Raw genomic sequence first — 21,790 nt, 5'->3', positions numbered from 1 at the left:
TCTCTAGATCCCGCTAACAAGCAGCGGGATGACGAATTTTTGTTTTTCAAATTATCGGTAAATCTAAGTCACTTTAGCTATAGCAGTTATCCTGTTTTTCTGGAGAGCTGCTATAAAACTTCTGAGTGAAGTCACTTAATTTTTACACATCTATTGTAGAGTAAGAAGAGCCGAATTTGGGACAAAAATGCTAGCTGATGCTTGGACTTTACTGACACTTACACTACTTGAAACTATACTTAGTGTAGACAATTTAATCTTTATTTCTCTAGCAATAGATAAGGTACCAAATGTGCTGAGAGAAAGAGTGCGCCTTATGGGCCTTGGATTAGCGCTATTAATGCGTTTTGTAATACTATTTTTTACATCATCTATATTGTCAATGCAAAAACCTATATTTCACACTGCATCGCTAAATATTTCAGCAAGGGATTTACTTATGATTGCAGGGGGATTATTCCTTATTGTTAAAAGCTCTATGGAGTTACGAGATGACATCTTTGTATGTAAGAAAAATAAAAAGAAAGCAAACGTTAAATCAAAATTTTTTTTAGTTGTGCTACAAATTATATTAATAGATTTAGTTTTTTCAGTTGATTCAATATTAACTGCTGTAGCACTAACTTATAACATGATAATAATTGCCACAGCGTTTACATTTTCCATGCTAGCAATGCTGTTTTTATCAAGTTATACCGCCCAGTTAATCAAATCTAATCCAGGTTTAAAAGTAATTGCTATCTTATTTGTTTTACTTGTCGGTGTGTACCTTATACTTCATGGATTTCATATAGAATTACCAAAAGGATATTTGTATTCTTCATTTATGTTTGCACTGCTTGTGAAAATTATAAGCAAAATAAAGAAAACGTAGTGTGTACTCACTCAAGCGAGATTTTCCTATAGATTTAAGGTAATAAGAGGAAGTAGTAATGTTTTCTTTAATTAAGTTTAGTATGCCTTCTATTTGATCCATTATTGCCTCCATTTTCTGCAATAATAGTTCTTTATGTCTTTTTTGCGTTACTTTCAACACCTATTCATACCGCCATGGTATCTCTTAGCCGCTAACACGTAGCGGGATACTTAACCATCATCTACACCGTCATACCGCCGCGGTATCTCAGCCGCTAACAAGCAGCGGGATGACGAATTACTAGACCTTTACAGGGATGACGGTTGTCGTTTAGCTATAAATGTTTAAAAAATTTACCAAACAAAAAAAAGGCAAAAGAAGCCCCGTGGTGCGAGTTTTGACTCTATATTACTGTAAGTGGCGCTGTAATAATGTGCTAACGCTTAAAATAAGCGCGATTTGGCTGAATGTAGAAAAAATAAAAAAGACATGCAGCCGCTATGATTTTATGTAATCCGCCAATAAATACTCTGAGTTTTTTACTGAATTTTGTCATTGAGCCTGCAGGTCAAAAACAAGTTTTGAGTCATAAATACCCTTAGCACTACAATAAGGGCCCTGGCGAGGTTTGTCAAGTAAGTTTTTCGTTTCTATGTTATCCGCTACTTGGATGACAGGAGGCAATGTAACCTAATTAAAAACTTAATTTCAGTCCAGTCAAGAGCACATAACCAGAGTTGCTATTTTCTACTTTAGGCTCTTTGGTACTAAATTTTACAATATCGAAATAGTATGAAGTGCCCATAAAAAATGGATATTCAAGGCTTAAAGCATATGATGTTAACTTGTTTGTACCTTTGCTTGCAATGTTCCTACCACTATTGAAATATGTTAAACTCAATTTGCGAGAATCAGAATGGTAAGCGATACCTGAATTCATATAATACGTGTTATTTATTTCAGGATTACGCTTCTCGCCTGATTTACCACCATTATCATATGAAAAAGTGCAATCAAGATCGAACAATTTTAGCTTCAAACCAAAATTCCAGTGCAGTAATTGATTACGACATCCATAACCTTCAGGAGTTCCATCTAAGCAACCAGTTAAATTTTCTCTTGCAAATTCACCAGTTAAGGCAGTAGTAAAATTTATATCGTCTGATAGGCCATTTTTATAGGAAAGGCCAGCAGCAATTAGATTGCTATATTGTAAGTTATTTTTTCCTGGGACATAACTGAACCCGAGTTGAAAGTTATAGATTTCAGGGGAGATGTAGTTAATTGATGGTTGTTTTAACCCTAGTTCGAGTCCATTATAATCGCTATAAATATTGGGCTTGACCCAGAACACCTTGTCTTTATCATATCCAGGGCCATTATCTCTGTTTTTGTTACCACGCAAATTTGCATAATTTGTCCAATGACCATTTACTCCTCCAGCAGCTGCATAAATTTTTGAAGTGTTAATTAACATGCTCTGACTAACTAAACTTCTTTTACCATATTCAATTGATCCAAGCACCTGATTTTTAATGATGAAATACCATTCCTCCATGTCTAACTTTTCTATGTCTAACGCTTTTAGGTTTGCAATACCAGAAACTCCTGCTTTAACATTAAACCCCATTTGAGTATTTGGATAAACTTGCTGTAAATAAAGAAAGCGCAAGTATGAATAACTTGAAGTTTTATCCTTAGCCTTAGCACTGAAAGAATCTCTGTTGAAGGCGTAGCCGAATCTCAAATCTATTTTTCCATCTAGTTCTACATAAAATATTTCCTTATCCAAAATTGTTCTAGAGCTAGCACTACTCTGCAAAAATAATGATGAAAGCAGTGCTACCAGGTAGTACCTTAACTTCATAAATAAACTTAATATAAATAAAAAACAACTTTTCAGAAGGTGCCGCTGGTAGATTTTGCTGCCCGTTTTTGAGCTATATTCCCATAAATTATTGATACATTTGGTAATTTTCGCTTTAATAACTGCTTATTAATGGCAGAATGTATACGATTAATTATTTTAGACGTACTTTTTACATCGCAGTTAATCAAAACAAAAAGCACTTTATTCTCATCAATATACCCTAGAAAATCATCACTACGGCAATTTTTATAAAAATGTTCTATGATAACTTTCAGTGCATCATTTATCTCACTACAGCTACTATTTAAGCCAATCACTCCTATAGCTGCATTAATTTGATGTTGAAAGGCAAAATTTAATATAACGTATAACTCTAGAATAGTAGACTCATTGTTTGGTATATCGAATAAGTTATGGTTTTTATATTTTTTACCCATTAGATATTCATCTCTAAAGATTCCTAATTTACGAGACAAGCTGATATCACGTATCAATAGCTCATAATTTATTTTATTACTAGTAAATTGTGTAGTGCGGAAAACTTTTACTTTTGTCTTTATATCTTCTCCTTTAGCATCAGTTAAGGAAAAACCTATCACTTTAGGTAATACATCAAGTAAATCGTGTCCATTTTCGGTATACTCTAAATAACTCTTCATGTCGTCAGCTGCTCTTGCACTTAAAATATTGATTAACGGCTTATTAAGTAAATTTCCTTCCTCGTATTTTAACAAATTCCTTGCGGTTTGATTAAGCCCTAAAATTAATACGTTTTTTTTCTTATTATCCTGACAAACAGATACCACAGCATCATCTTTCCTTCTTGCAGTTATGAAATCATCCATACTTTCATTCTATACAGCATATTTATAAGTATAATAAGATTATATTAAAATTTGCTTACTTATTAATATGCTTGATTAGATATAGATAAAATGTCATACGGGATAGCTTTGTTAGTTGTTTTAGGTGGTAATAAATGGATAGTCAAGCAAAATTACATTTGTAACTTTGCTTGACTTATCCGTTTTTTTTGAGCTTGACCATAAAATGATTCTTAAGAAAATAAATGCAATTTTTTGCAGGTTTCACGTATGATAAAAATTAACAGTTTTATTTTTAGCCAAATTAATTGAATCGAGCTACAAAACCTGCTAAAGTTAACTTTATGAAAGCACCCTTAGCTCAGTTGGATTAGAGCATTTGACTACGGATCAAAAGGTCGGGCGTTCAAGTCGCTCAGGGTGCACCACATTTTATAGGAAACAGAAGTCACACTTGAAATTAATATATGCAATACCTATCTTTAAAGGTTAAACACTAAACTATTATATATGAGCAAAAAAGACTACTATGATCTGCTGGCAGTAGGAAGAAATGCCAGTATTGATGAGATAAAAAAAGCGTATAAAAAATTAGCGTTAAAATATCATCCTGATAGAAATCCTGGCAATCAAGAAGCAGAGGAAAAATTTAAAGAAGTAACAGCTGCATATGAAGTTCTATCTGACTCTGAGAAAAGGGCAAGCTATGACCGTTATGGCCACGAAGGTGCTTCTGGTGGGTTTCAAGGCTTTAGCTCTGCAGGAGATTTTAGCGACATATTCAATGACTTCTTTGGTGGAGGATTCGGTGGTGGTGCAAGTAGATCAAGAGCAAAGAGGAGCACGACAGGAGTGTCTGGAGCAGACCTACGTTATGATCTTGAAATTACCTTAGAAGATGCATTTAAAGGAATACAAGCGCCTATACATTATGTGACAAATGTAAAATGTGATATATGCCAAGGCACAGGTAGCGAAGGAGCAATTAAACCAGTTCAGTGCCCCACATGCCAGGGAAGCGGTAGGATTAGAACTCAGCAAGGCTTTTTTACCATCGAAAGAACATGTACTACATGCTATGGAGAAGGAGAAGTAATACAAAATAAATGTAAGAAATGTGGTGGAAGTGGACGTAGAAGAGATGAAGTAAATATATCCGTTTCAATTCCAAAAGGCATAGAAGAAGGAGCTAAGGTAAGGATAAGTGGTAAAGGAGAAGCTGGAACAAGAGGTGGAAAAAGTGGAGATTTATACGTATACGTGAAAATAATTTCCCATAAAATCTTTGCTAGAAACAAAGCAGATTTACACTGTAAAGTGCCTATAAGAATGACACTAGCAGTGCTTGGTGGCGAAATCGATGTCCAATCAATTGATGGAGCTAAAATAAAAGCAAAGGTCCCTGAAGGCACTCAAACTGGTACCAAATTACGTTGTAGGGAAAAGGGTATGCCATATATGAACTCACATGTTCGTGGTGATTTATATGTACAGGTAATAGTTGAGACTTTAAATCCAAAAAATTTAACTAAAAAGCAAATTGAACTATTAAAAGCACTTGAAGAAGAGGAAAATGCAAGTGTACAACAGCAATCTGAAGGATTTTTTAGTAAAGTAAAAAAAAAATAAGAAATCTGCTAAATGACATGAAGGAGTAACTGTTTACACTTAATCCTGCAATTCTTTGACCTTATTAATGGAAAACTTAACAATAGTGTTATTATTAGCCAAGAGAAACTTCTTAGTTCCTTATAGCTAAAGTAGCTTAGGTTTACCTACAATTTGAAAAACAACAAATTCGTCATTCCGCTACTCGTTAGCGGAATCTATGCTGAGATACCGCGAATGAATCGCGGTATGACGTAGGAAAACCTTTCTTGGGTTAGCTATAAAACTATGTAAAAGCAATAAATTTCTTTATTTAAGACCGAAGTTTTGCTATCCTCAGGTTTTAATAATTTAAATTTAATGAATATAAACAAAAATGAGTTTTTATTTCTTCCGCTTGGGGGAGTAGGAAGAATTGGGATGAATGTTAGCCTATATCATTATCAAGGTAAGTGGATTATGATCGACCTTGGTGTTGGTTTTGCAGATGAAACTATGCCAGGTGTTGAGCTGCTCATTGCTGATGTAGATTTTATTGCTCAAAGGAAAAAAGATTTGCTTGGAATAATAATTACACATGCACATGAGGACCACTGCGGTGCAGTGCCCCACTTGTGGGAAGAGTTGCAGTGCCCCATATATACAACAAAGTTTACGGTTAATTTTCTTAAGGAGAAACTAAAGGAGTTTCGATTAGAAGGTACAGTACCTGTGAAAGAGGTGGACATAAATGGCAGCACAAATTTGGGTCCTTTTACCGTCGAGTTTATAAATATAACTCATTCAATTCCTGAGGCAAATTCAATATTAATTAGCACTGAAATGGGTAGTGCACTCCATACCGGAGACTGGAAATTTGATCCAAAACCTGTTGTTGGATTAACTTCTAATATAGAGCGTCTAAAAGAAATTGGCGATAAAGGTGACCTGCTTGCAGCAATTTGCGATTCAACCAATATATTAAGCAAGCATCACCCTGAGTCAGAAGGTGAAATTTATAATAATATTTATAACATAGTAAAGCGGTCTAAAAAATTAGTTACTGTATCGCTATTTGCTTCAAATGTGGCACGAATTGAAACGATAAGCCAAGCTGCAAAAGCACTAAATAGAAAAGTAGTTTTACTTGGTAGATCTTTATGGAGAATCGTAAAAGTTGCACAAGATAGTGGGTGTTTAACCGATTCTCCTCAGTTTCTTGAACCAAAAGAAGCAGTAAATTTTCCAAGGGAAAAACTGGTGCTTCTTTGCACAGGTTGTCAAGGTGAGCCACTGGCAGCAACTTCAAGGCTTGCTAATAAGAGTCATCAAGCATTTAAAATGCAGCAAGGTGATACCATGATCTTTTCGTCAAAAATCATTCCTGGAAATGAAATTCGTGCGCACAACATGCTCAATGCCTTTATTGAGATGGGGGTAGAAGTTGTTACTGAAAAAACAGAGCATGTTCATGCTTCTGGGCATCCAACAAGAGAAGAGTTAAAGGAAATGTATTCTTTAATAAAACCGAAGATGTCTATTCCAGTTCACGGCGAATATATTCACACGCATGCACATGTAAAATTTGCTAAAGAGTGCGGTGTGGCAAAAGCAATAATGGTTGCACCAGGTGATATTGTTAATTTGGAGAACGGAGAAAAAGTTGATTCAATCAATGTTGACTACTTTGGTATTGATGGTATGCTGCTACGTCATCCGGAGAGCAGTGTTATAAAAATGCGTAAAAGAATGAGAGATGCCGGAGTTATTGTGGTAACAGCAGTTGTAAACAAGAAAAATAAATTGCTTACTAAACCGAAAGTATTTGTACCTGGTGTTTTTGAAGCGCTAGAAGATGCAGCTATTATACAGAAAATTGTCAAGAAAGTTGAGTCGTTGTTTAGTTTGCAGCCAACAAAAAAAATTAAAAATAAGATTGAAAGTTCAATATTGAGTATCTTAAAGGAATATTTACTAAAAAGACCTATAATTGAAGTCCAGATAGAACAGGTATAGAAATGTACCTCTTTTATTAACCATTATTTGAGTAAGAAGTTAACAATGTATTCTTTGATGTTATTTCAGCATGCAATACTGGAATCCATAAAAAAAATCAGTGTCAAGCACACAACTATATGAACGTTGTGATTTTAGAACAATCCCTGCCGGTAGGGGTGTCATCCCAGTGCTCCGACACACAGCTGTACGAACATTTGTTTGCAGAGGCAGTGTGTTAGCCGATTTTACCTCAAACACAAAGGTGTCACCCCAGTGCTTGACACTGGGATCCAGCAAAATTGATTTTAAACAAGCGCACTATACAACATTGTCGATGAAATTGCCAGAAAACTGGATTCCAGTGTCAAGCACTGGAATGACACCACCTGCCACCTACAAATTGCAATGTTCGTATAGTTATGTGTCAAGCACTGGGATGACATCAGAGGTTAATGTCACCTACTGTAATACGAGAAGTTCGAACAGTTGTGTATCAGCTACTTTCATGACGTCGTTTATTGTGCAGTTTACCTTCAAAAGTAAACGTTTGCTGGAATGATAGAGAGCAAAGCAGGAAGTCTAATGAAGTTATTCGTTCAATTAATATTGCTTGTTTCGTTATTTATTCCTTATTTTACAAAAGCTGCTTTATATGTTGATATAAAAAAAAGCAGTGTTGGTAACATTGGTCTTGTTGTATCTAAATGTACGTGTAAAACAGCGCTGGAAAGCGAATTAAGTGAAAATATTGCAAAGGTAATAGGAACAAATTTATCTAATTGTGGCTTATTTAATGTAAAACGTGGCGCGGAAGCTGAATTTAAATCTTGGAAAAGCGATACTGTAGTCACAGTAAGTTTAAGCGAAGTATCTGGTAGTGCATTAGAGCTATCATTTCGTTTATTTGACACTTTTACAAAAAGAGAATTACTTACTCAGTCAGTTGTTTTTCCGGCAAAAGACTGGAGAAAAATTGGTCACCTCGTTTCGGATGTGATACATGATAGACTGATTGGTGAGAAAGGGCACTTCAACACAAAAATCACGTATATTGCTGAAGAAAAAGATAGCAATTATAAATCCGTACGTAAAATTGCTGTGATGAATCAAGATGGAAGTAATATAAAATACTTAACAAATGGCGATAGATTTGTGTCAACACCGAGATTCTCACCAAATGGAAAAGGTATTGTTTATATCTCATACGCAAATGGTAAAAGTTATATAGTATTAAAAAATTTAAAAGACCACACTGAATCAATAATCAGCGCATTTGAAGGAGTTATTTCTGCACCAAGATTTTCTCCTAATGGTAGATCTCTTTTAATTTCCCACTCATTGGGTGGTGAAACGAATATATTATCTTTGGATTTAAGTAGTAAACGGACAAAAAAAATTACTAAAGGTTCAGCTATAAGCACTTCTCCCTCCTTCTCTCCAGATCAAAAATATATGGTTTTTAGTTCTGATATAAGTGGGAGTCAGCAACTGTATGTTATCGATTTTACTAATAAAAGTAAAAAACCTAAAAGAATTAGTTTTGGAAGTGGAAGATATGCTACGCCTGTTTGGTCGCCAAAAGGAGATCTGATAGCTTTCACAAAGATTCAGTCAGGAAAATTTTACATAGGAGTTATGAAGCCAGATGGCAAAGAAGAACGTCTACTTTCAGAAGGGCATAGAATTGAATCTCCGGCATGGCTACCAAATGGTAGAGAAATCATTTTCACAAGAACAGAATCACCAAGCAACTCTAAACTATATTTAGTAGACTTAGTAAAGAAAAATCAAAAAATGGTTTCCACTCCCACAAATGCTTCTTTACCGGATTGGTCTTATTCTTGAACTACTGAGCTGCATGCTCCACAGCATTGATTTATTGCCACATTAATAAGATATCCCGCTACACCACCTACTATAGTACCAGCGATTCCTGATAACACAACAGTTGCAATTACTCCAATAGCAGCAATTTCAGGTATAATCCCATTGATAGGTATGCGGTTTACAACTACTTCAGTGACGAAAAAAGACAGATTTATTGGGCACATTTGTTAAGGGATTTCGAAAGGCTATCTACCCACTTTAAATGGTGCTATATTGGGCCTTAACTTGACGCGTATGGTTTATTTAACACTCCCAGTTAAAATAATTACTTAGCAAACAATAGGTTTCATGTAATGGTAACCCTATAACGGAAAAGTAGGAGCCGCGTAAGAACAATACGAACATCCCAGCTAGGCCTTGTATATTGCATCCCCCTGCCCTATTTTTCCACTCTTCTGATGCTAAATAATACTTAATTTCTTGTTCACTGAGACGTTTAAATTTCACTATCGTAACCACAGTTCTAATATGTTGTTTAGATTGATCGGGAGTTAATAGACACACACTAGTATATACTCTATGCCTTCTTCCTGATAACAAGCGGATGCATTTTTCTGCTTGCTCAACGTTTTCAGCTTTAAGCAATATCCTTCTACCACAAGCAACAACTGTATCAACACCAAGCACAAAGTAATTTGGATTTGAACTTTGTATTTTCTCAGCTTTACTTTTTGCCATACGGATTGAGTAATCCTTCGGAAGTTCCTTTTTCAAAGGAGTTTCGTCTATATCTGCTGGCAAAACTAAGCCTGGCTTAATATTGATTTGTTTTAGTAAAGCTATACGCCTTTTCGATGATGAAGCAAGAATAAGATTATTTAGAGATCGTTCTGTCACTTGTACCTTTAAGCCTTCTAATGATCCGACCTTTTTTCGCATTCCTATCGTAAATGCTCATCTCAACTAACACCCTATCCGCTATAATAATGCGTATTTTACTTCTTCTCACTTTCCCTGATACATGACAGATAATCTCATGTTCATTATCCAGTTTCACTCTAAATTCTGCTGCAGGTAGTAAAGCAGTTACTGCCCCTTCCACTTCAAAAATTGTTTTCGATTTCTCGTCTTTTATCATATGTTATATTATAATTTAATAATCTTTTTCAGTCTACTATAGATTTTAAATTATTATCAACACAAAAGACCTTTTGCACCCAACTTAAGTTGCTACTTAACCTCCAATAACCTTACCTACGTTTCTACTCTCTGCCACCTTCTCAACAGAACTTATAGAACTTATTTTAGAAGATAAATCATTATCACAATTTTCCTCATCGCTATCAAGGCTTGAAGATCTGGATAATCCTTTCTCCTTTTGTTGTTGAACATAAGACTCATTATCAAGCTCACTAGAAACGCCCCCTTTTAGGATATAAAATTGATCGTTGAGGCTCCTTTGTCCATCAACACGAATTTTTTCTTTTAGTCCATTAAGCATTTCTATATAGATTCATTTTGCAAATTATTATTAGCAGTAGGTACAACATCAGCAGCCTTACTCTTTTCTAGTGATTTCATTACAGCATCATATAAGGAGAGACCTTGAATATATAATTCATCGTTTTGCTTTATTAATTCTAGGATCTCCTCCGATGACACAAAATCTTCGCCATTAAATTTTAGTATTTCAGTTATGCCATCGCTACTCACATTCATAATCATGGTACACATTCCTGATCCATCTTTTGCAGGCCAAGTGCTTGTCATTCCATAATATGCGCCTTCTTTAAATTTATAATATCTTTTCTTATCTTCTTGATAAGCGTATATTTCATGTTTTTTATTGCAATAGATATTCAATTCTTTCTCTTGCTGTAAAATGTCACTAATTCTTGTTGGCTCACTTCTATTGTAATTAATAAGGTTAACATTCAAAACTCTATGAGCGTTATCAGTTTCTGTGTAATAAGCTTGAAGCTCTACGTCTTTCCTCTCAAAATATTTACTTGCAGCTTTTTTTCCCTGCTCTGCCAACTCTATACATTTATCTATATCTTCCTTAAAGCTCTTATTAACAGACTCTGTTACTGCTTTATCTATGTACGTTTGTTTAAAATCTCTATCGTTTATTAGGTCATAAAAACTCCATTCATCTCCAAAAGCCCCCTGCACGTAAGTGAAATTCTTTTTTTTCTTTAGTTCTCTTAAGAACCACACCTTTTCTTTCAGATTTTTCAGTTGAAAGCTTATCCTTGCCTTTACACTAGAGTTTTTGGCAGGAATACTAACTTCTTCTAATTCTTTAAGTAATTTATTATCTTTTATAATTGAGTAGCAAAACTTTACAATAGCAGAATTTGCAAACGAAGGATCTTTTTTTATACCTTCATCAATAATTTCTTTAAAACGTGCAAATTGAGGTAAAACATAAAAATCGATTATTTCTTTTTCTGATCTCGTTTTATTAGCATAAGAGATATCACCTAATTGTGAATATAACTCTTTGAATGTATGGTAGATAAGCGTAGAGTAATAAACTTCCCTATTCAGTGAAGTTGGTCCAATACAAAAATGCTTTTCAAATTGATCACCTATTTTTCCTGCCTCTGCTGCTTTGTCTCCCTTAGTCAAATCTGCAATCATAATATGCCTCCTTTAACTATATTTATATTATAACATATATTAAAAAAAACCACACTGCTCACTGTACGTTTACAGTACTACCTTGCATAATAGACTGTTTGAAATTACACAAGTACCTTTTTTTATTGGATAAAAGTTAACAAGACGTTTTCATATATTTTTAAGCTTAATAACATCTTCTCTATTTGGACTAGTTGAAATTAGATGAATTGGTATACCTATTAATTTTTCTAACCCTTCTATATATTTTATTAAATTGATAGGCAATGCTTCAACCGACCTTTTACCTTGAGTGTTTTCTTTCCAGCCAGGAAACTCTTCATATATTGGCTCTAATTCCTTTTGTATTGAATGTGATGCGGGTAAATAATCATACATTTTCCCGCTGTACTTGTAACCAATGCATATTTTAATTGTATCAAAAGAATCAAGAACATCTAATTTGGTTAATACAATGCTTGAAACTCCAGAGAGTTGCACAGCTTGGCGCACTAAAACTGCATCAAACCATCCGCAGCGCCTTCTTCTATTGCTTACTGTTCCAAGTTCCTTGCCTATAGAAAATAAGCTGTCACCAATCTCGTTATTTTGTTCAGTAGGAAATGGACCATTGCCCACTCTTGTTGTATAAGCTTTTACCACACCAATAATGTAAGCATTGGAGGATAATCCTGAGCCTGTTATCGCTTGCGATGCTACGGTATTACTTGAAGTAACAAAAGGGTAAGTTCCGTGGTCGATATCTAAAAATGCGCCTTGAGCGCCTTCAAATATTATTTTCTTACCTCCTTTCATAAAGTCATTTAGTATCTTCCACACAGGTTTTTTATATAAAAGAAATTTTTCTGAAATCTGTCGAATTTCCTTTAATATTTCTTCTTTTTTAACCACCTGGTAGTTAAGGCCTTTTCTGATGGCATTGTGGTAACTCAGGAGAGCATCCACTCTTTGATTAAGCTCATCTGCGTTTTCTAAGTCACAAAGGCGTATAGCTCTCCTGCCAACTTTATCTTCATAACATGGCCCTATCCCTTTGTTTGTTGTACCAATTTTGTGATTTCCGTTTAGATCTTCAAATAGCTTTTCCTTGTCCTTATGTACGCTAAGTATTAATGGACAGCTCTCGGATACCATCAAGTTGTTATAGTTTACGTCCACTCCTTTAACTTTCAATGACTCTATTTCTGAGACTAGAGCATGTGAATCAAGAGCAACACCGTTTCCTATAATAGATATTTTGCCCGTTCTCAAAACAGCAGAGGGCAGTAAATTTAATTTATAAACCTCATCATTTATTACTATAGTGTGCCCTGCATTATTTCCTCCCTGAAATCTCACAACTACATCTGCGTTTTCAGAAAGATAATCTACTATTTTACCCTTGCCTTCGTCACCCCATTGCAGACCAACAATTACAATATTATTCATCACTATTTTCTAGATTAATACGTAAATATTAATGCAGCATGCTACAAATGAAAAGAGAAATCTACGCCTTCCCTGTATTCCTAAAATAAAGAAATATATTATCGATCTTCTTAATATATTCTCAGATTATTCATCATTATATAATATAATTTACAATACTTTTACAGTGAGGTATTAATTATGAAAGAGGCAAAGGGAAATAATAAGAGTCCAGCAGTTAGATTAAAGACCACAGCTAAAGAGTTCAATTTTAATAAATTAAGAGCAGATCAAGCTAATAAATTAGCAAATTCTGATGAAACAATGTTCTTAGATTTTCAAAGGATGAATTTTATTATTAACGGAAAAGAAATAGATAAAAATTTTATTATTGCACTTAAGGAATGAGCTAAGCACCGCAAAAGCGAACTTTTTAATAGTGATGATATATATAATGACAAAATATTTAACAAAAAAGGAACAAGAGAAATAGATACGGATCATGGCAAAGCATTTGTTGCTTCAGTACTTGAAGATATTGAGAAAGAGCTTGTAAGTAATGCATTGGGTGAGCTATGGAAAAATCACCGTGAAAATCCCAAAACTGGCAATCATCAAAAAACCGATTCATATAAGAAAGAATTTGAAGAATTTTACAATGTTGGCCAAGGGTATATCCATCTATTACCTACAGAGAGAGATGAAAACAAGGATTACCGTTCCTTTGCAAAAGAAGTTTTCAAGAAAATGTTTAGATACGCTGGAGCAGAAGTTCCAAGTAATGCTATTTTAGAAGAGCTAGTCACTAATTGTAATCAAGCAGGGTATGGAGCTGGTATATTTATGAATCTCATGCCGCACTCAGTAGTTGTAATTTAACTCCACACAGTCCTAAAAAAGCGCTAAACATTTACTGCACTGACCACAATCGCATAAAAGTGACGTCTGATATGGCAATGCCTATAACCACGATTGACAATCCGGAAGAGAAAATATGTGACCTATCCAGCTCATTAGAATTCACACTTGAATCTCAAGATGGTAAAAATAGTATAACATATAAAGAAGGTAAATTATCACTTACTATTCCTGAAGAATTGAAAAACTATAAAGACAATGGCAAGACCTTGTTTGACATTATTAAAGAATATTTTTAGAAATTCTGTGCAAAATTAGGATTTAAACCTGAGACAAAAATACAAATAGATCATAGCTTAGGTACTCAAATCAAAGTAAACAACTATTTAGATGGTACAATATCTACTACAGGATCGGATGCAAATGAAGAGTTTATCAATCTTTTAAGCGAAAATCTCAGAGATAGGTTGTTGAGATCAGGCTCTGCTCTAGAAGATACTAATGATTTTGTTGCAATCAAGGTGTCTACCGCTATGGATCTATTGAGTGATTATGCTAAATTGGAAGATGATAAAGAAAACAGAGAGTTATTAATAAGTGAAGTAGCAGATAATTTAGGGCTTTCCTTTCAAGGTAAAACAGCATCAGAAGTATTGAAAAAATCTGATGATAAAACAATAAAGTTAATGCATACAGAAGGCATAGAGAATAACATAGGTCAACATACAATGGAATTAAGATCTTTACCTTCTTTGATAAAAGGTCAGGTTAATCATAATCAAGTGCAGTTTGTTGTAAATATTTTTACCAATTTAATTATTGAAGGAAAAAGCGAAGTATACAAAGAAAAAAATGCGATTAATGCAATTGATGCAGTTTATCAGAAGGTGGATAAGGCAATTGTTGAGCAAGAAAAAAAAGTAGACAACAAACAAGGTATAGAAAATGAGAAATGGACAGATAGAATAAAAAAACAGAGATTATCTATGGAATCACATGGGCATTTACATTAAAGATACTGGTAGGCTCTCTAGCATACTCTTCTATAGAATTGCAAGACTATCTAATACCGCACACTAATTTCTCTCTTTATCTTATATAAATTAATTAAGTAAAGCGAATACAGTATCCACACTACTAAAAAAAATGTGGTACAAAACATAAACATTACAATGAGTGGCAACAGCAAAGAACTTTCTATTGCTACTCCACCTCTTCTCAAAATGCTTGCTGGCTGATGGAGAGTAGACCATAAATTCACAGAAAATTTTACTATAGGAATATTTATAGCACTAAAAATGGCAAATACTGCTGCTGATTTTTCTGCCCTCGCTTCATTATCAAAAGCACTCCACAATGAAAGGTAGCTAACATATAGGAAAAATAAAATTAGCATTGAAGTAAGCCTTGCATCCCATACCCACCAAGTGCCCCAGGTTCCTTTTCCCCAGATGCTACCTGTGATTAAGCATATTGCAGAAAAGACTGTCCCTGCAGGAGCAGCAGCATGCGCTAAAACACCAGCAATGCTATTGCTCCATACCAACGAAATGAAACTGAGTAATGCAATTAATCCATATATTCCAAGAGCAAGCCATGCAGAAGGCACATGAATGTACATAATTCGTACAATTTCTCCTTGTTTATAATCTTCTGGAGAGAAGAATGACGCCAAAGACATTCCAATTAAAAAACATGCGAAACAAATAATCCCAATCCAAGGTAGTGCTTTTTTAGAAAAAGAAGTGAAATTTGTAGGCTTTAATAAAAACATTCGTTTTGAGAATAATTGTGTTAAGAATTTATCAATTAGTTTGAGTTTTATCAACAAGATAGTTTTTCTATATTTACGTAGTATAATAAATTAGCACAATTTCAGTAGCAGATTGCTTGCTATTATTTTTAGTATAACGTTGATGACCCTTAAAAAGCTTAATCTACACTTAGTATCAGATTCAAGTGGTGAAACTGTTATATCAGTTGCAAAATCAGCTCTGAAACACTTTCGTTCTGTAGAAACAATTAAATATGTTTGGTCTTTTGTGAAAGGAGAAGAGCAGGTTGACAAAATTTTGGAGGAAATTAATAAGAAAAGTGATGAGCATAACTTTGTTATATGCACTATTACTGATGATGAGCTAAGAAAATATCTAAAAGATAACTGTATAAAGTTGAAAATTCCCTATAGAGCAATATTATCACATATTATTAGAGAAATTTCGTCCTATCTTGAAATTGAAAAAGACGAAAAGCTTGACTTGCATACTGAGATAAATAACGAATATTTCCAGCGCATTGAGGCAATAAACTACACTATTAATCATGATGATGGACAAAGTATTCAAGATATTGATAAAGCAGATATAATTTTGGTTGGAGTTTCACGTACATCAAAATCTCCCACCAGTACGTATTTAGCTTATCGAGGCTATAAGGTTGCAAATATTCCTTTTGTTAGTGGAGTACCCTTTTATGTCAACTTGGCAAAATTAAAAAACAAACTAACGATAGGGGTAACAATAGACGTAAGTAGGCTAATAGAAATACGCAAAAATAGACTTGCTTCAATTAATAACGAAGATAACAATATATATGCTAATCCTGAGAAAGTAGAAAAGGAAATTAAAGAAGCAGAGGAACTATTTAAGCAGAATAACTGGCCAATTATTGATGTCACGCAAAAGTCAATCGAAGAAGTATCAGCAACAATTATACAGTATTTTAATAAAATGTGAAAAATTTATCAATTGACTAACTCTCTGTAAGTGATCATAATGCAAGGTAATTTAATTCTTACTATAGATATGAAAGTCAAAGGGTCGCTAAAATCTCATCGTAACAGAGATAAAAATTGTAAAGTTGTGAAAAGGGGTGGTAAGATTTACATTATAAACAAGGTAAAGCCAAGATGTAAAGCGCGTCAAGGTTCTTAGCTTTTTGTTCACCTTTTCATATTATACATTTCTTGTATGTGAAAGTACGGTGCTTATATCTAAAAAGAAGCAAAAGTTACTGTGTTTAAGCACAGCCCTGCTCATTTCTTCTCTTACATTATATTTCAGCATTAGCACAATTACAGGTAAACGTGGCTTATTGACGCTAATAGACTTAAAAAAAGAAATCGAGTACAATAAACTTTTGCTAAAGGATGTCTCTTCTAAAAAGAAAAAGTTGGACAACAAAGTATTTGGCTTATATGAAAAAAGCTTAGATTTAGATCTGCTTGATGAGCAAGCAAAAAATGCTTTAGGTTATGTGAACCCTGATGAACTTATGGTTGTTCTTGACGTGGAATAGCGGTAGACTTCTTGCGTTACCTACTGTCATCCCAGCACTCCTTTCTTGTCATTCCAATAGCTGACACTGCCCTCCTTTGTCATCCCAGTGCCCCTATGATGTCATTCCAGTCTGGGATCCAGGTTGCTCATAAGCAAACTAGCATAGAAAGTGGTTACAATGTTTTCGATGAGATTGCAGGAAGGCTGGATCCCAGACTGGAATGACATCATCCTTTTTCCTGGATTCCAGCGTCATGCGCTGGAATGACAAAAAAGTGGGCTATTGATTTTTCATATGGTTATGCAAGCGCTTAAATTTTTGATCAAAAAGGAACAAGTTTAGAGAAAAATAATGATATTATTAGTGGAACATAAAATAGTCCCACTGCAGTACTGATTAGAAGCAACAGAGTAGCTTTATCTGGTTGATAATTCAAAATATTAGCAAGTATTATACTGGACCCAGAAATTGGAATAATAGCTAGCAACATCAGTGCTTTATATATACTCTCGTCGTATACACCTATAACATGTTTGTCTATAAGAACGATTCCTAAAACAAATAATGGCCAGAATACGTACTTTGCTGTAATAGTGATCAAAGCAAGCTTCCAATTTACTTTAAAGCTTGTAATATTCGCAATGCTCACTCCAAGTAGCACCATTCCTAGTGTAACAAATGTACTTCTAATATTCATCATAACATCTGTTAAAAAAGTAGGTATTTGTATATCGTATATACTTAAAAAGAAGCCCAGAACCATCGCATAAAGCGAAGGAAGTTTGAACAACTTTAATATGCATTCTTTTGCGGTATAAATACCATTTGCGGCTATGTAAAATCCTAAGCTATTTTCAAACAACGCCATTCCTATATAACAAACAACATATACAGATACTGAATCTTCATCAAATAAAGCCATGGCTATCGGCAGGCCAAAATAACCCATACTTGTGCTGCCCGAGCTAAACGCTAATATGTTTCTCGTGTTATCCTTAAATAAAAAAGAAGAAAGATAATACACTGATAAGGACATAGTGCTACCTATAAACCATATCAAAATCGGCAGAGAAATTACTTTTAAATTAACTTCTGTATGAGAGACTCCATATAAAATCACTATTGGATTAGCTATATAAAAGAGTATTTGAGATATAGTGTTTCTGTCAATTTTAAGACATTTTCCTGCTAAATAACCAATAAACATTGTAATATAAATAGGTAATATTTTTAGGAAAAGAGTAAGGAACATACTAGCCTATTGTGATACTTTTGACTGATAAAGTGATATTAGATCTTAAGGTATTATAAAAGTAAACAAAATTTATTTTCCAATTTATCCAGCTCATAGTTAATTAAAAAAGATTCACTTAGTGCCAAAATTTGTTTTTACATAGGACTTAAGAATGACATTTTTATGATAAAATTATGTTAAGTGTCTATAAAGCTTCTTGCATATTTTTGAATAATGATGAAAAATTAAACTGCTTGTGGTAATTTAGACGGACTGTTGAAAAAGTAAGAGGAAATAAATAGCTTCACATGAGGTGTTTCTAACCATTTTAATAACAGTAAAAAATGTTCTTCTTTCAACGCTTTAAATGTGAGATTTTTATTCATTAATTAAAAATCTCAAATGTTACTACCATCTTTGTTAATCCTGTCTCTAATTGCTAAGTTCATTGAAATTGACATTTCCGTATCTAGTTTTCCTGATATGGTGCATTATTTTAACGTATCAGAAGGCACAATTCAATTTACAGATGTGAGCGATTAACTTTCCCTGGCTAGCCTTCCTGCTTCATTACGTGAGATTAATGCCTCAATAAATTCATCTAGTTCACCTTCTTTTATAATCTGCTCTAGCCGATGTGAAGTTAGATTAATTCTGTGGTCTGTTATTCTTGATTGTGGAAAATTATATGTTCTTATGCGCTCGGAACGATCACCAGAGCCAATCTGACTTTTTCTCATTGTTGACCTTTCCATTTCTTTTTTTTGTCTTTCAATTTCGTATAGCCTTGCCCTCAATACTTTAAGCGCTTTAGCTTTATTTTTGTGCTGCGATTTTTCATCTTGCTGTATTACAATTATCCCTGTTGGCAAGTGGGTGACCCTTACTGCGCTGTCAGTTGTATTCACTGATTGCCCTCCAGGACCACTGGATCTATAAACATCTATTCGTAAGTCTTTTTCTTCTATTTTAAAGTCAACTTCTTCTACTTCAGGTAATATCGCAACAGTAGCGGCAGAGGTATGTAACCTTCCTGAGGATTCAGTTTCTGGCACTCTCTGTACTCTGTGCGCCCCTGATTCAAATTTCAACCTTGCAAAAACTTCTGTTCCATTAATGAGTGCAGAAGCTTCTTTATAGCCACCTATACCTGTATTAGAAATGCTTATTGGCTCGAACTTCCAATTTCTTCTTTCTGCATATTTTTGATACATACGAAATAACATTGCTGCAAATAATGCTGCTTCTTCTCCTCCTGTACCTGCTCTGATTTCCAATATTGCATTTCTTGAGTCATCTTCATCTTTAGGCAATAATGCTAACTTTAGTTTTGCTTTTACTTTTGGTAATAATACCTTGTGCTTTTCGAAAAATTCTTCTTTTGCTAACTCTTTTATATCACCTTCGCTGTTTTCATCTTTCATTATTTCTTCTAAGTCTGAAATTTCCTCTTTCAGCGTGTTATATTCATCAATTATCTTGATTATTGGCCTGAGCTCAGAGTATTCCTTTGAAAGGGTAATGAATTCTTTTTGACTTAAATTGGTAGAGTTTTCCAAGTTCCTTTCTATATCACTAAATTTTTTCTTTAAGTCTTGTAAATTATTCTCTATATTCATATAGTACAGATCTAGCTAAGTAATATATACTGAAATAAAAAATTTCTTATATCAAGCAATAACACTATAATATATCTACTACCTTCTACTTGAATATAATGGCAAGACAGATAACATCAAGCTGCAATTTCATATTTGGAGCTTCGGACATGAAATCATTACCAGATGAGTCGGCTCCAGAGATTGCGTTTGCTGGTAGATCAAATGTAGGAAAATCCAGTCTGATCAACTTACTGATAAACAGCAAAAAAGCTGCCAGAGTTTCCTCTAAACCTGGATGCACTAGACAAATAAATTTTTATTCTATGTACAATGATAAGTTCAGACTTGTTGACCTACCAGGGTATGGTTATTCTCATGCAGGTAAGGAGGAAATTATACAATATTTAAACTTAACTGAGTATTATCTAATTCAAAGAAAAAATCTAAGAAGAGTGTTTGTATTGATAGATAGCAAGGTAGGATTAAAAGAAATAGACAAAGACTTCATTTATTGGTTAACATATAATAATATTAACTTTAACGTTGTGCTAACAAAAATAGATAAAGTGAGTCAAAAAAGCCTAGATGCCATTCTAGAAGATACTCAAAAATGGATTAATAATGAGAATGTGTCAATTCATCAAATAAGCATACGTATTAAGCATAAAACAATCAAGGTAAGAGATGAGTTTTTCAAGTTTACAAGATAAAAAAATGAAAAGTAGTGAATTTTTAAAGGGTGAAGTATCATTTGAACAAAAAGCAGAAATATTACTTGAAGTGCTGTCTAGCATACCTAGCTTTGTGGGTGAAACTTTTGTCATTAAATGTGGCAGCATAACGATCTCAGATGAAACACTATTCTATACTTTTGTGCATAATGTTGTCTTATTAAAGCAGCTTGGTATAAATCCGGTGATAGTTCATGACGGAGAATATGAAATTAACTCAGTGTTAAAAATGCTGGGTATGGACAGTAAGTTTGTGAATGGTATCAGACTTACAGACAAAGACACTATGAAAATCATTGAAATGGCACTATGTGGTTCAGTTAATAAAAAAATTGTTCAGCATATAAATTCTGCTGGTGGTTCAGCCATTGGATTATGTGGAAAAGACGGCAACTTAATAAAAGCTGAAAAGATAAGCACTACGCTTAAGGAAGACAGATCAAATAACATCGAAAAAATACTAGACATGGGATTCATCGGTAGGCCCACTGAAATCAATCCCGATATATTATTTTTTATTGAAGAATCAGATTTTATACCAGTTATTGCACCAATTGGTCATGGAAAAAATGGGGAAACATATCATATTGATGCCGATAGCACTGCAAGCACAATTGCAATTGCAGTTTCTGCATCTAAAATGATAACCTTTAGCGATACAGGTGAAGAAATAGATAAAATTGGTGGCAGGAAGATATCTGTTAAAAATTTAAATGCATCGATTGATTGTGGCAAAATTCAAGGAGAAAAATTTATTGGAAGGCTTATGGCATATACTAAAATGGTAGAGGAATGTGCTGGAGTTGTTCACATAGTTGATGGTAGAATACCTAACATTATGCTTGATTTATTTACTGAAAATAGTTCGAGCATATCAATTGTGAGTGATTTATAACTAGACAACTACACGAATAGACTTCTTGCATAACCATATGACGAGCTTTTCTTGGGAATAGAAACGAAAAAACTTACTTGACAAGCCTCACCAGCCCCCTTATCATGATAGTGAAGGTATTCAGTTATCTTCATCTGTGCAGATTAAACAGCAAGAAAACAACGTAGTTGGCGTCTT

At 34.0% G+C, this 21,790-nt stretch carries 21 protein-coding genes, 1 tRNA gene and 4 pseudogenes; 14 read left to right on the top strand and 12 right to left on the bottom strand.

Annotation, left to right across the window (positions count from 1 at the left end):
* Window positions 1-187 precede the first annotated feature (187 nt).
* Complete coding sequence (locus OZD70_RS03900) at window positions 188-874, top strand: TerC family protein (RefSeq protein WP_275021039.1); 687 nt, start codon at window positions 188-190, stop codon at window positions 872-874.
* Window positions 875-1,550: 676 nt separating this feature from the next.
* Here the strand turns inward: OZD70_RS03900 and OZD70_RS03895 are convergent.
* Both OZD70_RS03895 and OZD70_RS03890 read right to left on the bottom strand, forming a co-directional pair.
* Window positions 1,551-2,723 (bottom strand): porin, encoded by a 1,173-nt coding sequence (locus OZD70_RS03895; protein WP_275021038.1) that lies wholly within the window; start codon window positions 2,721-2,723, stop codon window positions 1,551-1,553.
* Between the two features lie 32 nt (window positions 2,724-2,755).
* The gene (locus OZD70_RS03890; RefSeq protein ID WP_182182910.1) at window positions 2,756-3,571 is read right to left on the bottom strand and encodes a hypothetical protein; all 816 of its coding nucleotides are present in this window, start codon (window positions 3,569-3,571) and stop codon (window positions 2,756-2,758) included.
* Between the two features lie 329 nt (window positions 3,572-3,900).
* Here OZD70_RS03890 and OZD70_RS03885 point away from each other — a divergent pair.
* The 5 genes from OZD70_RS03885 to OZD70_RS03865 all read left to right on the top strand — a co-directional run bounded on the left by OZD70_RS03885 (window position 3,901) and on the right by OZD70_RS03865 (window position 8,980).
* Window positions 3,901-3,978, top strand: a tRNA-Arg gene (locus tag OZD70_RS03885).
* A gap of 82 nt (window positions 3,979-4,060) precedes the next feature.
* Window positions 4,061-5,179, top strand: a complete 1,119-nt coding sequence (gene dnaJ / locus OZD70_RS03880) for a molecular chaperone DnaJ (RefSeq protein ID WP_275021037.1) — start codon at window positions 4,061-4,063, stop codon at window positions 5,177-5,179.
* 339 nt (window positions 5,180-5,518) lie between these two features.
* Window positions 5,519-7,153 (top strand): ribonuclease J, encoded by a 1,635-nt coding sequence (locus tag OZD70_RS03875; protein WP_275021036.1) that lies wholly within the window; start codon window positions 5,519-5,521, stop codon window positions 7,151-7,153.
* 100 nt (window positions 7,154-7,253) lie between these two features.
* Window positions 7,254-7,694, top strand: coding sequence for a hypothetical protein (locus OZD70_RS03870; protein WP_275021035.1), 441 nt, complete (start codon window positions 7,254-7,256; stop codon window positions 7,692-7,694).
* Between the two features lie 23 nt (window positions 7,695-7,717).
* Entirely contained in the window at window positions 7,718-8,980 is a 1,263-nt protein-coding gene (locus tag OZD70_RS03865; RefSeq protein ID WP_182184161.1) for a Tol-Pal system protein TolB, read from the top strand.
* On the opposite strand, the gene OZD70_RS03860 is transcribed toward OZD70_RS03865, so the two are convergent.
* From OZD70_RS03860 to OZD70_RS03835, 6 genes and pseudogenes are all read right to left on the bottom strand, one after another.
* Window positions 8,971-9,186 carry a hypothetical protein gene (locus OZD70_RS03860; RefSeq protein ID WP_275021033.1) on the bottom strand — a complete coding sequence of 72 codons (216 nt, stop codon included), beginning with the start codon at window positions 9,184-9,186 and terminating at the stop codon, window positions 8,971-8,973. The genes OZD70_RS03865 and OZD70_RS03860 overlap by 10 nt on opposite strands.
* Window positions 9,187-9,265: 79 nt before the next feature.
* Window positions 9,266-9,859, bottom strand: coding sequence for a Maf family nucleotide pyrophosphatase (locus OZD70_RS03855; protein WP_275021031.1), 594 nt, complete (start codon window positions 9,857-9,859; stop codon window positions 9,266-9,268).
* On the bottom strand, window positions 9,837-10,100 hold the full coding sequence (infA, locus tag OZD70_RS03850; protein WP_275021029.1) for a translation initiation factor IF-1: 264 nt from the start codon (window positions 10,098-10,100) through the stop codon (window positions 9,837-9,839). Before infA ends, OZD70_RS03855 begins: the two co-directional genes overlap by 23 nt.
* Before the next feature lie 96 nt (window positions 10,101-10,196).
* Window positions 10,197-10,463, bottom strand: a complete 267-nt coding sequence (locus tag OZD70_RS03845) for a hypothetical protein (RefSeq protein WP_275021026.1) — start codon at window positions 10,461-10,463, stop codon at window positions 10,197-10,199.
* Window positions 10,464-10,468: 5 nt separating this feature from the next.
* Window positions 10,469-11,608: pseudogene (locus OZD70_RS03840) on the bottom strand (hypothetical protein); the annotation flags it as partial.
* 150 nt (window positions 11,609-11,758) lie between these two features.
* Window positions 11,759-13,036 carry an adenylosuccinate synthase gene (locus OZD70_RS03835; RefSeq protein WP_275021025.1) on the bottom strand — a complete coding sequence of 426 codons (1,278 nt, stop codon included), beginning with the start codon at window positions 13,034-13,036 and terminating at the stop codon, window positions 11,759-11,761.
* Between the two features lie 180 nt (window positions 13,037-13,216).
* Here OZD70_RS03835 and OZD70_RS05920 point away from each other — a divergent pair.
* Window positions 13,217-14,886: pseudogene (locus OZD70_RS05920) on the top strand (hypothetical protein).
* Between the two features lie 50 nt (window positions 14,887-14,936).
* Here OZD70_RS05920 and ccmC read toward each other — a convergent pair.
* Window positions 14,937-15,647 (bottom strand): heme ABC transporter permease CcmC, encoded by a 711-nt coding sequence (ccmC, locus tag OZD70_RS03810; protein ID WP_275021016.1) that lies wholly within the window; start codon window positions 15,645-15,647, stop codon window positions 14,937-14,939.
* Window positions 15,648-15,789: 142 nt separating this feature from the next.
* On the opposite strand from ccmC, the gene OZD70_RS03805 reads away from it, so the two are divergent.
* From OZD70_RS03805 to OZD70_RS03790, 4 genes are all read left to right on the top strand, one after another.
* Complete coding sequence (locus OZD70_RS03805) at window positions 15,790-16,608, top strand: pyruvate, water dikinase regulatory protein (RefSeq protein ID WP_275021014.1); 819 nt, start codon at window positions 15,790-15,792, stop codon at window positions 16,606-16,608.
* A gap of 69 nt (window positions 16,609-16,677) precedes the next feature.
* Window positions 16,678-16,806, top strand: a complete 129-nt coding sequence (ykgO, locus tag OZD70_RS03800; protein WP_006279631.1) for a type B 50S ribosomal protein L36 — start codon at window positions 16,678-16,680, stop codon at window positions 16,804-16,806.
* Between the two features lie 49 nt (window positions 16,807-16,855).
* Window positions 16,856-17,170, top strand: coding sequence for an FtsB family cell division protein (locus OZD70_RS03795; RefSeq protein ID WP_275021013.1), 315 nt, complete (start codon window positions 16,856-16,858; stop codon window positions 17,168-17,170).
* A gap of 11 nt (window positions 17,171-17,181) precedes the next feature.
* Window positions 17,182-17,376: a hypothetical protein gene (locus OZD70_RS03790; RefSeq protein ID WP_182184213.1), complete on the top strand. Its 195-nt coding sequence runs from the start codon at window positions 17,182-17,184 to the stop codon at window positions 17,374-17,376.
* 98 nt (window positions 17,377-17,474) lie between these two features.
* On the opposite strand, the gene OZD70_RS03785 is transcribed toward OZD70_RS03790, so the two are convergent.
* Window positions 17,475-18,404 (bottom strand): AEC family transporter, encoded by a 930-nt coding sequence (locus tag OZD70_RS03785; protein WP_275021010.1) that lies wholly within the window; start codon window positions 18,402-18,404, stop codon window positions 17,475-17,477.
* A 284-nt stretch (window positions 18,405-18,688) separates the two neighbouring features.
* A pseudogene (locus tag OZD70_RS06130) lies at window positions 18,689-18,772 on the bottom strand (N-acetyltransferase); the annotation flags it as partial.
* Window positions 18,773-18,788: 16 nt separating this feature from the next.
* Between OZD70_RS06130 and OZD70_RS05915 the strand changes: the two are divergent.
* Window positions 18,789-18,914, top strand: a pseudogene (locus OZD70_RS05915) (multidrug effflux MFS transporter); the annotation flags it as partial.
* An 11-nt stretch (window positions 18,915-18,925) separates the two neighbouring features.
* On the opposite strand, the gene prfA reads toward OZD70_RS05915, so the two are convergent.
* Complete coding sequence (prfA, locus tag OZD70_RS03780; protein WP_275021009.1) at window positions 18,926-20,005, bottom strand: peptide chain release factor 1; 1,080 nt, start codon at window positions 20,003-20,005, stop codon at window positions 18,926-18,928.
* Window positions 20,006-20,100: 95 nt separating this feature from the next.
* Here prfA and yihA point away from each other — a divergent pair, with 95 nt between their 5' ends.
* Both yihA and argB read left to right on the top strand, forming a co-directional pair.
* Window positions 20,101-20,697 (top strand): ribosome biogenesis GTP-binding protein YihA/YsxC, encoded by a 597-nt coding sequence (gene yihA / locus OZD70_RS03775; protein WP_275021080.1) that lies wholly within the window; start codon window positions 20,101-20,103, stop codon window positions 20,695-20,697.
* 4 nt (window positions 20,698-20,701) lie between these two features.
* Window positions 20,702-21,613: an acetylglutamate kinase gene (gene argB / locus OZD70_RS03770; protein ID WP_338062935.1), complete on the top strand. Its 912-nt coding sequence runs from the start codon at window positions 20,702-20,704 to the stop codon at window positions 21,611-21,613.
* The last annotated feature ends 177 nt before the right edge of the window (window positions 21,614-21,790 follow it).

The sequence above is a fragment of the Wolbachia endosymbiont of Drosophila tsacasi genome (assembly GCF_028982115.1).
GTDB lineage: Bacteria > Pseudomonadota > Alphaproteobacteria > Rickettsiales > Anaplasmataceae > Wolbachia > Wolbachia pipientis_B.
This window is presented reverse-complemented; position numbering and strand designations above follow the sequence as displayed.

What these genes read in the sequence shown, in the direction of transcription:
- OZD70_RS03900 (WP_275021039.1), top strand. Translation starts at nt 188, where the DNA reads ATGCTAGCTGATGCTTGGACTTTACTGACACTTACACTACTTGAAACT.
- OZD70_RS03895 (WP_275021038.1), bottom strand. Translation starts at nt 2,723, where the DNA reads ATGAAGTTAAGGTACTACCTGGTAGCACTGCTTTCATCATTATTTTTG.
- OZD70_RS03890 (WP_182182910.1), bottom strand. Translation starts at nt 3,571, where the DNA reads ATGGATGATTTCATAACTGCAAGAAGGAAAGATGATGCTGTGGTATCT.
- dnaJ (WP_275021037.1), top strand. Translation starts at nt 4,061, where the DNA reads ATGAGCAAAAAAGACTACTATGATCTGCTGGCAGTAGGAAGAAATGCC.
- OZD70_RS03875 (WP_275021036.1), top strand. Translation starts at nt 5,519, where the DNA reads ATGAATATAAACAAAAATGAGTTTTTATTTCTTCCGCTTGGGGGAGTA.
- OZD70_RS03865 (WP_182184161.1), top strand. Translation starts at nt 7,718, where the DNA reads ATGAAGTTATTCGTTCAATTAATATTGCTTGTTTCGTTATTTATTCCT.
- OZD70_RS03860 (WP_275021033.1), bottom strand. Translation starts at nt 9,186, where the DNA reads ATGTGCCCAATAAATCTGTCTTTTTTCGTCACTGAAGTAGTTGTAAAC.
- infA (WP_275021029.1), bottom strand. Translation starts at nt 10,100, where the DNA reads ATGATAAAAGACGAGAAATCGAAAACAATTTTTGAAGTGGAAGGGGCA.
- OZD70_RS03845 (WP_275021026.1), bottom strand. Translation starts at nt 10,463, where the DNA reads ATGCTTAATGGACTAAAAGAAAAAATTCGTGTTGATGGACAAAGGAGC.
- OZD70_RS03835 (WP_275021025.1), bottom strand. Translation starts at nt 13,036, where the DNA reads ATGAATAATATTGTAATTGTTGGTCTGCAATGGGGTGACGAAGGCAAG.
- ccmC (WP_275021016.1), bottom strand. Translation starts at nt 15,647, where the DNA reads ATGTTTTTATTAAAGCCTACAAATTTCACTTCTTTTTCTAAAAAAGCA.
- OZD70_RS03805 (WP_275021014.1), top strand. Translation starts at nt 15,790, where the DNA reads ATGACCCTTAAAAAGCTTAATCTACACTTAGTATCAGATTCAAGTGGT.
- ykgO (WP_006279631.1), top strand. Translation starts at nt 16,678, where the DNA reads ATGAAAGTCAAAGGGTCGCTAAAATCTCATCGTAACAGAGATAAAAAT.
- OZD70_RS03785 (WP_275021010.1), bottom strand. Translation starts at nt 18,404, where the DNA reads ATGTTCCTTACTCTTTTCCTAAAAATATTACCTATTTATATTACAATG.
- prfA (WP_275021009.1), bottom strand. Translation starts at nt 20,005, where the DNA reads ATGAATATAGAGAATAATTTACAAGACTTAAAGAAAAAATTTAGTGAT.
- argB (WP_338062935.1), top strand. Translation starts at nt 20,702, where the DNA reads ATGAAAAGTAGTGAATTTTTAAAGGGTGAAGTATCATTTGAACAAAAA.